The sequence below is a fragment of the Nocardia sp. NPDC005746 genome (assembly GCF_040630785.1).
Lineage (GTDB): Bacteria > Actinomycetota > Actinomycetes > Mycobacteriales > Mycobacteriaceae > Nocardia.
Window position 1 is genome coordinate 142,169 of the sequence record NZ_JBEXYE010000004.1, and the last position, 12,407, is coordinate 154,575.

At 67.8% G+C, this 12,407-nt stretch carries 12 protein-coding genes; 3 read left to right on the plus strand and 9 right to left on the minus strand.

The window, feature by feature from the left end; all coding sequences use genetic code 11:
- Positions 1-3: 3 nt before the first annotated feature.
- On the minus strand, positions 4-387 hold the full coding sequence (locus ABZ412_RS09530; RefSeq protein ID WP_357278454.1) for a DUF4234 domain-containing protein: 384 nt from the start codon (positions 385-387) through the stop codon (positions 4-6).
- A 132-nt stretch (positions 388-519) separates the two neighbouring features.
- On the opposite strand from ABZ412_RS09530, the gene ABZ412_RS09535 reads away from it, so the two are divergent.
- From ABZ412_RS09535 to ABZ412_RS09545, 3 genes are all read left to right on the plus strand, one after another.
- Entirely contained in the window at positions 520-948 is a 429-nt protein-coding gene (locus ABZ412_RS09535; RefSeq protein WP_357278456.1) for a nitroreductase/quinone reductase family protein, read from the plus strand.
- A gap of 178 nt (positions 949-1,126) precedes the next feature.
- A complete protein-coding gene (locus tag ABZ412_RS09540) occupies positions 1,127-2,164 on the plus strand; it encodes a TerC/Alx family metal homeostasis membrane protein (RefSeq protein ID WP_357278459.1) in 1,038 nt (345 codons plus the stop codon).
- A 580-nt stretch (positions 2,165-2,744) separates the two neighbouring features.
- Positions 2,745-3,230, plus strand: coding sequence for a hypothetical protein (locus tag ABZ412_RS09545; RefSeq protein WP_357278461.1), 486 nt, complete (start codon positions 2,745-2,747; stop codon positions 3,228-3,230).
- Here the strand turns inward: ABZ412_RS09545 and ABZ412_RS09550 are convergent.
- The 8 genes from ABZ412_RS09550 to ABZ412_RS09585 all read right to left on the minus strand — a co-directional run bounded on the left by ABZ412_RS09550 (position 3,227) and on the right by ABZ412_RS09585 (position 12,341).
- Complete coding sequence (locus ABZ412_RS09550) at positions 3,227-3,589, minus strand: hypothetical protein (protein ID WP_357278463.1); 363 nt, start codon at positions 3,587-3,589, stop codon at positions 3,227-3,229. The genes ABZ412_RS09545 and ABZ412_RS09550 overlap by 4 nt on opposite strands.
- Before the next feature lie 136 nt (positions 3,590-3,725).
- Positions 3,726-5,489, minus strand: a complete 1,764-nt coding sequence (locus ABZ412_RS09555) for an SDR family oxidoreductase (protein WP_357278466.1) — start codon at positions 5,487-5,489, stop codon at positions 3,726-3,728.
- Between the two features lie 24 nt (positions 5,490-5,513).
- The gene (locus ABZ412_RS09560) at positions 5,514-6,641 is read right to left on the minus strand and encodes a PDR/VanB family oxidoreductase (RefSeq protein ID WP_357278468.1); all 1,128 of its coding nucleotides are present in this window, start codon (positions 6,639-6,641) and stop codon (positions 5,514-5,516) included.
- Complete coding sequence (locus ABZ412_RS09565; RefSeq protein WP_357278471.1) at positions 6,638-7,543, minus strand: metal-dependent hydrolase; 906 nt, start codon at positions 7,541-7,543, stop codon at positions 6,638-6,640. The genes ABZ412_RS09560 and ABZ412_RS09565 overlap by 4 nt, the downstream gene beginning before the upstream one ends.
- A gap of 96 nt (positions 7,544-7,639) precedes the next feature.
- Positions 7,640-9,505, minus strand: a complete 1,866-nt coding sequence (locus ABZ412_RS09570) for an amino acid transporter (protein WP_357279019.1) — start codon at positions 9,503-9,505, stop codon at positions 7,640-7,642.
- Between the two features lie 213 nt (positions 9,506-9,718).
- On the minus strand, positions 9,719-10,519 hold the full coding sequence (locus tag ABZ412_RS09575) for an N-acetylmuramoyl-L-alanine amidase (RefSeq protein WP_357278473.1): 801 nt from the start codon (positions 10,517-10,519) through the stop codon (positions 9,719-9,721).
- A gap of 36 nt (positions 10,520-10,555) precedes the next feature.
- Complete coding sequence (locus tag ABZ412_RS09580) at positions 10,556-10,975, minus strand: MarR family transcriptional regulator (protein WP_357278475.1); 420 nt, start codon at positions 10,973-10,975, stop codon at positions 10,556-10,558.
- A complete protein-coding gene (locus ABZ412_RS09585; protein WP_357278477.1) occupies positions 10,965-12,341 on the minus strand; it encodes an MFS transporter in 1,377 nt (458 codons plus the stop codon). The genes ABZ412_RS09580 and ABZ412_RS09585 overlap by 11 nt, the downstream gene beginning before the upstream one ends.
- Between the last annotated feature and the right edge of the window lie 66 nt (positions 12,342-12,407).

Consider the following 12,407-nt stretch of genomic DNA (forward strand, 5'->3'; position numbering starts at 1 on the left):
GACCTATCGGGCGGCGGTGGGGCCGTCGGCGATCTTGTTGAGTTCGAGCTGGTAGTAGAGGATGCCGAGGCCGAAGACGAAGTTGAGCAGGAAGCCGAGGAGGGGGTTGCAGGTGGGTTCGAGGCCTGCGGCTTCCTGGGACTGGCCGATGCGGGTGCCGGTGCGCCAGAAGCTGATCAGGGCGGCGATGCCGGTCCAGGAGAGCAGAATCATGACCAGGAGGGGGCCGGCGACGGGGGCTTCGGGGTCGCGGCGGAGTTCGGCCATCTCCTTGTGGATCTTGTAGTACCAGACCAGGAAGTAGATGCCGAGGGTCAACAGCGGCCAGACCAGCCACACCAGCACGGGGTTGCGGGGTTTGATCGGCGTGGCGAGGGCTGTGGTCATGGGGTGAATCCTTTTGTTGTCGTGCGATTTTCGTGTCCCGGCGGGAGCCGGCTGCCGAAACGTATCCACAGGATCGTGACCTGATCGTGAAGCGTTAATCTGAGGCGACCACCAACGGCAGGGAGGCACAGGATGTCGAGTCTGTTCGGGAACGTGCTGAAGGCGCATCAGTGGATCTACGAGAACAGCCACGGGGCGATCGGGCACAAGTTGTTGTTCGGGAATCCGACACTGCTGCTGCGGACTGTGGGACGGAAGACCGGTCAGGAGCGCACGAATGCGCTGACCTACGCCAAGGACGGCAAGAACTATCTGGTGACGGCTTCCAACGGCGGGTCGCCCCGGCCGCCGGGCTGGCTGGCGAATGTGAAGGCCCGGCCGGAATGTGTGATCCAGATCGGGACCCAGCGGATTCCGGTCACGGCCACCGCCATCTATCCGAACAATCCGGACTACGCGCGCCGGTTCCAGCTGGCCGACAAGGTGAACAAGGGCCGCTATACGCAGTATCAGACCATGACGTCGCGGCCGATCGCGGTGGTGGTGCTCACACCGCGCTGAAACGCGGATCAGGTAGACCGACCCGCTAAGGGTCGGCTACCCTGCTGGGCAGAGGGGAGTACTTCCCACGAACCATTCCGGTCAGTACGGGCCGCGTCGTCGCGTCCCCCGGGTGGTTGCCCACGGTGTCCGCGGGTGAAGGAGACCTCGGCTGGTTTGCCATGTCCGAGGAGGTCCCATGAGTGCTACCCCCACTCTCCTAGCCGCTACCCCCGTCATCGACAGCATCGGAACCCCCTGGTTGTGGGGTGGAACGATCGCCGCGGTGCTGGCGCTGCTGGTTCTCGATTTCACGCTCACCCGCCGCCCGCACGAGGTGTCCATGCGGGAGGCCATCGGCTGGACGGCCTTCTACATCGCCCTGCCGGTCGCCTTCGGCGTGTTCCTGTGGTTCAACAACGGCGGCACCCCCGCGGTGGAGTTCTTCACCGGCTATCTGCTGGAGAAGTCGCTGTCGGTGGACAACCTGTTCATCTTCATGCTGCTGCTGTCGGCGTTCGCGGTCCCGGCGGCGCTGGCACAGCGGGTGCTGCTGTACGGCATCGCGGGCGCGCTGGTGCTGCGCGGCATCTTCATCGCCCTGGGCGCGGCCGCCCTGGCCACCCTGGACTGGGCGTTCCTGCTGTTCGGCCTGATCTTGCTGGTCACCGCGCTGAAGCTGCTGGCCGACGCGGCCGGCGGACACGAGCAGGAACTGGACGTCGCCAACATGAGGTCGGTGCAGCTGCTGCGCCGCATCTGGCCGGTCACCGACGACTACCGCGGCACCAAGATGACGGTGAAGGAAGCCGACCCGGACCGGCCCGGCCGGTTCCGCCGCGTCCTGACCCCGCTCGCCCTGGTCGTGGCCGCCGTCATGGCCACCGACATCGTCTTCGCCGTCGACTCGGTCCCCGCGGTGTACGGCGTCACCGGCGACCCGTTCCTGGTCTTCGCCACCAACGCCTTCGCGCTACTCGGCTTGCGCGCACTGTATTTCGTCCTGCACGCCGCCCTGTCCCGCCTGGTGCACCTGGCCTACGGTCTCGCCGCCATCCTCGCCTTCATCGGCGTGAAGCTGGTCCTGCACTGGGCCCACGGCATTTGGAGCGGCGTTCCGACCATCCCCACCGCCGCCTCGCTGGTGGTGATCGTGGTGGTGCTGACGACGGTCACCCTCACCAGCATCTACGCCACTCGCGGCGAGGAGAACGAACCCGTAGCCGACCCGCGGTGAGCCAACGCGGCGTCACCCGATGCCGCCGAACCGGTTCCCGCGGCCACCGCTCGATCCAGTCGATCGGGCGGTGGACGCGTGGCTAACCGCCGCCGCCACCGCACCCGCCGCCACCACCGCCGCAACCCCCTCCGCCACCACCACCGCAACCTCCACCACCGCCGCAACCTCCGCCACCGCAGCCGCTGCCACCGCTGCACCCGCTGTGCCCGCCGCCGCAGCCACTGCCGCTACCGGGGTCCCCGCCGGCGCCGCAGTTGATCACACCGCCGCTGCTGTTGACGGAACCGCCGCTGTAGGCCGCGCCACCGACCCAGCCTCCCCCAGCACGCCATCTCTCCCTCCGGCGCTTCACCTCGAGATCGGACCGGATGCCCTCTATGAGCCCGTAACTCAGCGCGCTCACGAAGCCGATACACAGGATCACGGAAATTATGATGCCGATCATCGCCGGCCTCCTCCCCCGTCTCGCGGCAGCCGTGACCGCGAGATATAGCCGAAAAATACGCTCGGGGAACCGCTTCGACCAACCTATTTATCGGGCCCTGCCCGGTCACCAGATTCGACGTAGCGTGTAGCCATGTTGCTGAACCGTTCTCGGCGTCCGAGCATCGAACAGGTCAATCGGGTGGTCGACGCACTGGAGATCCCGGAGGCGGTGTTCAAGACCTGCCCGTGGCAGCCGCGGGAGCTGGTGGAGACCGGGTTACGGCAGTGGTTGCGGTGCTGCGGGGCGGCCATGCGCGACGATCGGGTGATCGGGATGCCGTCGCACGCGGTGGACGAGGCGTGGCACGGGCTCATCCTGTGCACGAAACGGTATGCGCGCCTGTGTGATGACGCGTACGGGCGATTCCTGCACCACTTCCCGGACGGGGAGGGCACGGGGTCCGGGGACCCGATGGCGGAGCAGCTGGGACGCACCGTCGTCGCGTGGTCGTTCGTGGCGCGACCGGGCGAGGAATGCGTGCTGTGGAACCTGGACAGCGTTGTGGGAGTGGACCATCCGTGGGGTATCCCCACCGAGCAGGTCCACTCGATCGAGGCGGAGTTGCGGGCGGGCTAGTTGCCGCCGCCGCAACCACCGCCGCCACAGCTGCTGCTGGAGCTGCTGCCACCGCCGCAGCCGCTGTGCCCGCCGCCGCAACCGTGGTGGCCGTGGCTGGTGCCACCGTGGTGATCGTGGCCGCTGCTCCCGTGGTGTCCGTGGCCACCGCCCATGTGATGGCCGTGGGCGTCGCCTCCGGGGGACCATCCGCTACCGCGGTCGCCCGAGTCGACGGTCCAGTCGCCGCCGCCGGAGCCGAGTCCCCAGCGCTTGTCGCGTCTTCCACGCGCTCGATCGCGTTCACCTCGGTTGGTGACCACCGCCACGACGACCAGCGTGAACACGATGAAGACAACAATGAATCCGACAGCGAACATCGTCGGCCTCCTCCCCCGTCCCGCGGCCCCTGTGGCTGCGAGGCTGAGCCGAAAGCTACGCGGGGAGGGGCGGTGCGACAAGCGCATTTACCGAGGGGCTCATCACCGGCGTGAGCCCCTCGGGGGCGCGTACTCGCTACGTCAGCTTCACGCGGGCCGCGAAGAAGCGGGCGACGGCGGGCGCGAAGCGGTTGAAGCGGTACTGGAGCCACGCCTCCGGTGTCACCGGCACCACGTCGCGTCCGTTCTCGACGGCCTTGACGATCTGGTCGGCGACCTTCTCGGGGCCGTAGCGGCGGGCCGCGTACAGCTTGTCGTAGCGCTGCTGCTTGGCCGCCTCTTCCTCGGCGGAAACACCCGAGAACCGGGTGTTGGCAACGATATTCGTATGCACGATTCCCGGGCAGATGGTCTGCACACCGATGCCGTTGCCCGCCAGTTCGGCGCGCAGGCAGTCGGAGAACATGAACACCGCGGACTTGGAGGTCGAGTAGGCGGCGAAGCCACGCTGCGGGGTGTACGCGGCCATCGACGAGAGGTTGACGATATTGCCACCCAGGCCGCGGTCGGCCATGGCCTTGCCGAACGCGCGGCAGCCGTTGATGACACCGTGCAGGTTGATGTCGAGCACCCGGTTGAATTCGGCCGCGGAGGTGTCGAAGAAGTCGCCCGCGGCGCCGATGCCGGCATTGTTGATCAGGATGTCGGGCACGCCGTGCGCGGCGATGACCGCGTTCGCGTGTTCGGCGACCGCTTCGGCGTCGGACACGTCGAGCTGGTAGGCGTGCGCGATACCGCCGATCCCGGCGATGAGGTCCGCGGTCTCCTTGGCCGAGTCCAGGTTGATGTCGGACAGCACGACCTCGGCGCCCTTGCGGGCGAAGCCGAGGGCGGTCTCACGGCCGATGCCGCTGCCGCCGCCGGTGATCACCAGCAGCTGGTGGTCGAAAGGCCGCTGCTCCGAACCGACCTCGGCCCGGCGCAGCGTGCGCGGCGTGTCCCCGGTGCGGAGCGAGTCGATGAGCTCGATGGTGGAGGTGGCCAGCAGTTCCGGGTGCGAGAACGGCAGCCAGTGCCCGCCGCCGACCTCGCGGCGGTACAGGTTGGGCGCGTACTCCTTGGTGTCGGCGTAGCCCGCGGGCCGCACCGCCACATCGCGGCGCGCGATGACCAGCTGCACCGGCACCTCGGTGCGGCGGTCGCGCGGATCACCCAGGCGCTGCAGGATATTGGCGCGGTAGATGCGCATGCCGTCGAAGAAGTCACGCCGGAACTCCGGTCCCAGCTTGATGTTCTCCGGCGAGGTCTCGTTCATCAGGCCGACGAAGCGCGACCACATCTTCTCGGTGCCCAGCGGCTTGAGCACCACCCGCGGCACGCCCGGCGTCATGAACAGACCGGTGTACAGCGAGGACAGCAGCTGGGTGAACGGACCCCACACCTTGCCCTGCGACATGCGCGAGCGCACCCACGCGCCCAGGTGGTCGAGGTTGGGCCCGGACACCGAGGTGAAGGATGCGACCCGGCCGACGGCCTGCGGCTCGCACACGGCCTCCCACATCTGCACCGAACCCCAGTCGTGGGCCAGGATGTGCACGGGCGCATCGGGACTCACGGCGTCGGCGACGGCGAAGAAGTCGGCCGCGAAGTGCTCGAGCCGGAAGTCCTCGGTGCGGTCGGTGCGGGTGGAGCGGCCGTGGCCGCGGGTGTCGTAGGTGACGACGTGGAAACGGTCGGCGAGCAGCGGCACCACGCGGTCCCACAGGTGGTTGTCGTCGGGCCAACCATGCACCAGCACAACGGTTTCAGCGGACGGCTCACCGTATTCGTAGACGGCGATATCGAATTCGCCCGAGCGCACCAGGCGCTCGGCGGCGGGGATGACGGTGGCTTCGGTCACGATCTTCTCCTCGTTGAGACGGTGCTAGAGGTCCAGCACCAAACGGTCCCCGCCGCAACGGGATACACAGATGAGCATGTCGCCGGCCGCGCGCTCGGCGTCGGTGAGCACGGTGTCGCGGTGGTCGACCTCGCCGGAGCGCACCCGCACCACGCAGGTGCGGCAGAAGCCCTGGCGGCACGAGTACGAGCTGTCCGGACGGGCTTTCAGCACTTCCTCGAGCACCGACTTGTCGGCGGGCACGTCGAGCACCTCGCCGGTGCGGGCCAGTTCCACCTGGAAGGCGGTGCCGTTCACCACCGGCGGCGGCGAGAACCGTTCGGAATACAGTTCCACGCCGCGCGCGCCGTTGCCTGTCATCGTGCGCACGGCGTCGGCGATGACCTGGGTCATGACGACCGGTCCGCAGCAGTAGACGGAGGTGTCGGGCCCGACGCCGGGCAGCAGGTCCGCGGCGGTGGGGATGCCGTGCTCGTCGTCGGTGCGCACGGTGACCCGCGACCCGAACGACTCCACCTCGGACAAGAACGGAATGGTGTCGCGGGACCGCCCGGCATACACCATGGTCCAGTCGACGCCGAGCCGATCGGCCATCCGGATCATCGGCAGGATCGGTGTGATCCCGATGCCTCCCGCCACGAAATGCACTCGCGCGGACGAGGATCCGTAGCCGGGCAGTACGAAAGGGAAGGCGTTGCGCGGCCCGCGCACGATGATCGTGGTGCCGACCCGCACCTCGTCGTGCACCTCGAGGGAGCCGCCGTTGCCGTCCGGAATGCGCCGCACCGCAACGCGATACGCGTGCCGGTCGGCGGGGTCCCCGCACAGCGAGTACTGCCGCACCTTGCCCGAGGGCAGTTCCAGATCCAGGTGCGCGCCGGGCCGCCAGGCGGGCAGTTCCCGCCCGTCGGGGGCGGTCATCAGCAGGCTGATCACGTCGGTGTCGTGCGCCTCGACACGGCGTTCGACGACGACCAGCGGAATCCGCCAGGCGTCGACCCGCACCTCGGGTTTGTACCGGTTGACGAAAGTGCTCCAGCGCAAACGGCTCTCGGCGATGAAGTCCAGGACCCGGGTGGTCCGGTCGGCACGTCCCTTGCCGAACAGATCCTGCGGTGGTGTGACGGGGACGGGCCGGATCGCCGCGTTCACGAGGCCATCACGCGCGCGGCCGGGGACTGCGCCAGGTAGGCCACGGCCTGCGCGGTGGACCCGACGCCTTCGGGGCTGTAGCCGGGCTTGAAGGTGGACAGCGCGCTGATCAGCAGCGACGGGATGCCGGGCACCGAGCCGCGCCACATGCCCGCGAAGATCCGGGCGACCAGCATCGGATAGCGGTGGTCGGGCAGCGTGGGGTCGGCGTGCACCAGGTACTTGGTGCCGCGCAGCAGCAACGCGATGAAGATCGGGAACACGATGAGCATGAGCGCGCCGCGGCGCACGTAGCCGATCTCGAAGTACTCGGCCACGTCGTGGGCGACCATGCGGTGCTCGACCTCTTCGGCCCCGTGCCAGCGGAACAGGTCCAGCATCTGCGGGTCGGCGTCGAACTGCTCGAGGTCGGCGTTGATGACCCAGTCGCCGAGGAAGGCGAAGAAGTGCTCGAGCGCGGCGATGACGCCCAGCCGTTCGACGAGCTGTTGCTGCTGGGCGGCCGTGGTGCCGAGCCGGCGCGGGCCCAGCGTCTTGCGGAACAGGAATTCGGCCTGCCGCACGTAGGGCTCGACGTCGATGCCGTGGGCGGCCAGTACCTCTTCGAGGGCGCCGTGGTGGCTCTCGGCGTGCATGGACTCCTGGCCGATGAACCCGATCATGGCCTCGCGCAGCTTCTCGTCCTTGACCAGTTCGAGGGCTTCACCGAAGGTCACCAGGAACATGCGCTCACCTTCGGGCAGCAGCATGCTCAGGGCATTGAGGACGTGCGAGGCGATCGGTTCCTGCTTCATCCAGACCGGTTCGGTCTTCGACCAATCGAACCGGACGTTGCGGGCGTGCAGGGCTACCTCTCCGGGTTCGGTCACCTCTCGGCGGCCCAGCTTCGGAAGTAGCTTCATCGGTACTCCTGGTCTCGTAGCGATTTGCTGCGTGAGCGTAGCAACATTCTACCTATGTATGAAACCAGGAGTTACAGCTAGATTTTTCCGCCCCGATCAGCTATCGACGTGCACGTGCGGCCGCTGCGACCGGCGCGGGATGGCCCGGCGCAGGATCTCCCGGGTCACCGGCGCGACCTCGCCCTCACCGAAGAACATGAACCGCACCAGATTGACGAGCGGGTTCCCCTCGGTCCATTCGAAGTAGACGTGCGGGCACTCCCCGGTCCGGTCCCGGATGGCGATCAGGATCGACGCGATGCAGTTCGGCACGGCCGCGGCCTCGACGGTGAGGATGTGATAGTCCTCCACGTCCACCTCGGTCACGTGCAGCGTGGTGCTGAACTCCGAGGGGTCCTTCACGATGACCTCGAGGAAGAGGATGGGCTCGCTGTCGGGAATGTGGCTCTCCCGGCGCTGGTCGGCTTCCTTCTCCGCGTACTCCTGCGGCGAACGCCCGTCGGTGATGTCGTGGGTGACGATGCGGATCTCGCCGCGCTCGGCCAGCCGGTCGATCACCGCGCAGGCCTTCTCGTCGAAGATCACCTCGACGGCCCGCAGCTCGAACGCCCGGCGGATGCGCGAGGCGAACGACACCACCAGGGTCGCCAGCACGAACAGGATCGCGAGGTGCAGACCTTCCGGCTTCTCGATGATGTTGTCGATGGTGGTGTAGACGAAGATCAGCGACACCAGCCCGAAGCCCAGCACCCGCGAATACTGCTGTTTGCGCCAGGCCGAAATGGACACCGCCACCGCCGCGGAGGTGATCAGCACCAGCACACCGGTCGCGTAGGCCGCGCCTTGCGCGTCCACGCTCGCGTCGAAATACCAGGTGATCCCGAAGGCGATGAGCGCGAAAACCAGGGTCAGCGGCCGGATCTGACGCGCCCACTCGGGAGCCATGCCGAAGCGCGGGAGGTAGCGCGGGACCAGGTTCAGCAGGCCCGCCATGGCCGACGCGCCCGCGAACCACAGGATCGCGATGGTGCTGATGTCGTAGACGGTGCCGAACGCGTTGCCCAGATGCTCGTGCGCCAGATACGCGAGCGCCCGCCCGTTGGCCTGCCCGCCCTCCTGGAACTCCTGCTCCGGAATCAGGATGGTGGTGATGAAGCTGGTGACGATCAGGAAGCCGCTCATGATGAGCGCGGCCGTGGTCAGCAGTTTGCGGGTGCCGATGATGCGGGTGCGCGGAAAGTCCTTGGGGTCGGCCGGATTGCCCTTGATCTGCGGCATGACCGCGACACCGGTCTCGAAGCCGGACAGACCCAGCGCCAGCTTCGGGAACACCAGCAGCGCGACGCCGATCATCGCGAAGATGTTGCCGTGCTTGGCCGTCAGCAGATGCGTCCAGTCGGTCACCAGATGCGGGGCCTCCAGCACCTTGACGATGCCGACCACGGCCACCACCAGGTTCAGCGACAGGTACACGCCGACCAGTCCGACCGCGATGCCGATGGCCTCGCTGAACCCCTTGAGGAACACCGCCGCCAGCAGCGCCAGCAGGACCAGGGTGATAGTCATGTTCTGGTCCGCCAGCCACTCCGGCACGTACGGGTTCTCGACGATGTGCGCCGCGCCGTCCGCGGCCGACAGCGTCATGGTGATGGTGAAGTCGGTGGCCGCGAAGCCCAGCAGCACCAGGATGAAGATCTTGCCCCACCAGTTGGGCAGGAATTTGGCGAACATGGCGATGGACCCGCCGCCCTCGTGGCTCTCCGTGGCCACCCGCCGGTACACCGGTAGCGCGCCCAGCAGGGTCAGCGCGACCAGCACGATGGTCGCGAGTGGGGACAGCACGCCGGCGGCCAGCGCCGCGATGCCCGGCTGATATCCGAGTGTCGAGAAGTAGTCGACACCGGTCAGGCACATCACCTTCCACCAGGAGTGCTGATGCTCCTTGGGCGGCTTCTTCACCATCGGGCCCTGGATCTGCGAGTGGTTCTCCCCCGCGTCTTCCAGTAGCCAGTTCGCGAAGCGCGAGCGCGGCCGTACATCGGTCGTGGTCAAGGAGTCCTCCCCGGATCGCTGCGGTCCGGTTTCCCGTAAATCTTCCGAAATGACGTGATGAATGTACTCACGGCAAACCGGGCACGGTCAGAGCCCGCGCCGTGAGTCGATCAGGGGAATGTGCTAGCCGAGATAGGCCGCGACGGCGTCGGCGATGGCCCGCGCGAATCGGGCACGGCCGTCCCGGGATTCGATGAGGGCGGCATCGCCGGGATCCCGCATATTGCCGCATTCGACCAGAGCCGTCGGACGCTCGGAGAAGTTCAGCCCGGCCAGGTCGGGCCGCGGGTTCAGGCCGTCGGAGCCGACGTAGGTCGACGGCGTGAAGCCCGCCCCGGACAGGGTGTCGCGCAGCCGGGTGGCCAGCTGCACCGACGGCCCGGACTGGGCGTCGTTGAGCGCGGGCGAGGAGTAGGCGACGTGGAAGCCGTGCGCCCCGGCGGGCGCGCCGTCGGCGTGGATCGACACCACGGCCGCTGCGCCGACCCGATTGCCGAGGGTGCCACGGTCGTTCACGCACGGGCCGACGCCGGTGTCACTGTCGCGGCTCATGATCACCTGGAAGCCGCGGGCGGCGAGCTGATCGCGCACCAGCTGGGCCACCGCCCAATTGAATTCGTGCTCGGTGTAGCCGTCGTCACCGCTGGTGCCGGTGGTGTTGCAGGGCTTCATGCCGCCGCGCCCGTCGGGCACCTTGGCATTGATCTCGTCGGCGTGGGCCGCGCCGCCGCCATTGTGGCCGGGATCGATCACCACGGTCCGGTTGGCGATCGGAAAGACCGGGAGGGCAGGCAGATCCGCTTTCGCGGGGGCGTCCTGCGCCGGGCGCGACTGCGAGACCGGGACGGCTTGGCTCTGCACGCAGCCCGCGAGCAGCAGCGCGCCGCACAGTGCCGCCATGGACTTCCAGTGTCGGTGTCGCACGCCTCGACGATAACGGTTGAATCACGAAGAGGTAAGTCAGTGTTCGAGCTTGCGCAGGATCTCGTGGAGGGTGCGCAGGTCGGCCGGGGTGAGGTCGGCCAATTCCGCGGGCGCGGGGTCGGGCGTGGCGAGCGCGTGGGCCACCACCCGCTCACCGGCGTCGGTGAGCGAGATCAGCTTGCTGCGCCGGTTGGTCGGGTCTATCTCGCGGGTCACCAGTCCGCGTTCCTCGAGGTCGTTGACCACCACCGTGGTGGCGGGCGCGTCCATGGCGGCCGCCCGGGCCAGGTCCTTGGCGCTGAGCGGCCCGGGCCGCAGTCGCCGCAGCACCCGGATCCGGCTGAACGGCATGCCGGTTCGCTCGGTCACCGCGCGTTTCCAGCCGTCGCGGGTGTCCATCACCAGGTGGGTGAGCTGCCGCCAGACCTGGTCGGTGGTGGGCGTGTCATCCGGCATGAACGGGGACCTTCTGTTCCAGCAGGGGCGCGATCCGGTCTCGCGAACGGTACGCCCAGTCGGTATTGGCGGCGACGCCGAGCGCGGTGACGGCCACGGCGAATCCGCTGATGGTCCACCACAATCCCGCGCCGGTGAGCGCACCACACAGTGCCACACCGAGACTCACCCCGACCTGGCGGCTGGTGGAGGCCACCGCCGCCGCGGCCCCGGCCCGATCGAGCGGCATCCCGCTGACCGCGGTGGTGGTGATGGGCGCGTTGACCATGCCGAATCCGATGCCGAACAGCACGAACGTGACGATCAGCTGCCAGATCGGGGTGTCGGCGCGCAGCAGGGTGAGCAGGACCGCGGCCGCACCCATCAGCGAACCGGAGGCCAGCAGCGACGGCCGGGTGCCGTAGCGGCCCACCAGTCGTCCCGACAGCGGTGAGAAGAACAGCATGCCCAGCGCCATCGGCAGGTACAGCAGTCCGGTGTGCACGGCCGAGAAGTGCCGCGTCCCTTGCAGATACATCGACATGCTGAACAGGAAGGCGCCCAGCGCCGCGAACGAACAGACCGCGATGACGGTGGCCGAGGAGAACGGGAAGCTACGGAAGAAGCGTAGGTCGATGAACGGCGACCGGTGCCGCGACTCGTGCCACACGAATCCGGCCAGCGCGGCCGCCGCGATGACGAAGACCGCGGGCTCGGCTTCGATGAGCCCGAACACCAGCGTGAACAGCACCGCGATGGCCAGCAGCTGTCCGATCGGATCCATGCCGCGCGGATTGGCCGACTTCGATTCCGGCACGAAGATCGTGGTGAGCGTGAACGCGACCGCCACGATGGGCAGATTGATCCAGAACACCGACTGCCAGCCCAGACTGTCGATGAGCACACCGCCGACCATGGGCCCCAGCGCCGTCGAGATGCCGACCACCGCACCCCACACCCCGACCGCGCGCGCCCGCTCCACCCGCCCGGTGAAGGTCGTCGTAATGATCGACATGGCAACGGGATTCAGCATGGACCCGCCGATGGCCTGCACGAACCGCGCCCCGATCAGGATCTCGATGCTCGGCGCGAGACTGCACAACAGCGATCCGGCCGCGAAGGTGAGCAGCCCGATCCGGAACACCCGCTTGCGTCCGAACCGGTCCGCCGCCGCGCCCGACAGCATGAGCAGGCTGGCCAGCGTCAGCGTGTACACGTCGACGATCCACTGCAACCGCGACAGCGGCGCCCCCAGATCGTCGCGAATGGTCGGGATGGCGACGTTCACGATGGTCGCGTCCATGGAAGAGATCAGCAAGCTCAGGCAGCAGGTGACCAGGATGATCGTCTTCCGGCGCGAATCGAGGCCCTCAACGGTTGTATGCACACAACTATTGTGTGTTCACAACCGTTTGGGACGCAAGGTCTCATGCAGTGGCCCCGATCACACCCC

Bases quoted from the DNA above. Each gene is read 5' to 3' on its own strand.
- ABZ412_RS09530 (WP_357278454.1), bottom strand. From the start codon at position 387: ATGACCACAGCCCTCGCCACGCCGATCAAACCCCGCAACCCCGTGCTG.
- ABZ412_RS09535 (WP_357278456.1), top strand. From the start codon at position 520: ATGTCGAGTCTGTTCGGGAACGTGCTGAAGGCGCATCAGTGGATCTAC.
- ABZ412_RS09540 (WP_357278459.1), top strand. From the start codon at position 1,127: ATGAGTGCTACCCCCACTCTCCTAGCCGCTACCCCCGTCATCGACAGC.
- ABZ412_RS09545 (WP_357278461.1), top strand. From the start codon at position 2,745: ATGTTGCTGAACCGTTCTCGGCGTCCGAGCATCGAACAGGTCAATCGG.
- ABZ412_RS09550 (WP_357278463.1), bottom strand. From the start codon at position 3,589: ATGTTCGCTGTCGGATTCATTGTTGTCTTCATCGTGTTCACGCTGGTC.
- ABZ412_RS09565 (WP_357278471.1), bottom strand. From the start codon at position 7,543: ATGAAGCTACTTCCGAAGCTGGGCCGCCGAGAGGTGACCGAACCCGGA.
- ABZ412_RS09570 (WP_357279019.1), bottom strand. From the start codon at position 9,505: ATGGTGAAGAAGCCGCCCAAGGAGCATCAGCACTCCTGGTGGAAGGTG.
- ABZ412_RS09580 (WP_357278475.1), bottom strand. From the start codon at position 10,975: ATGCCGGATGACACGCCCACCACCGACCAGGTCTGGCGGCAGCTCACC.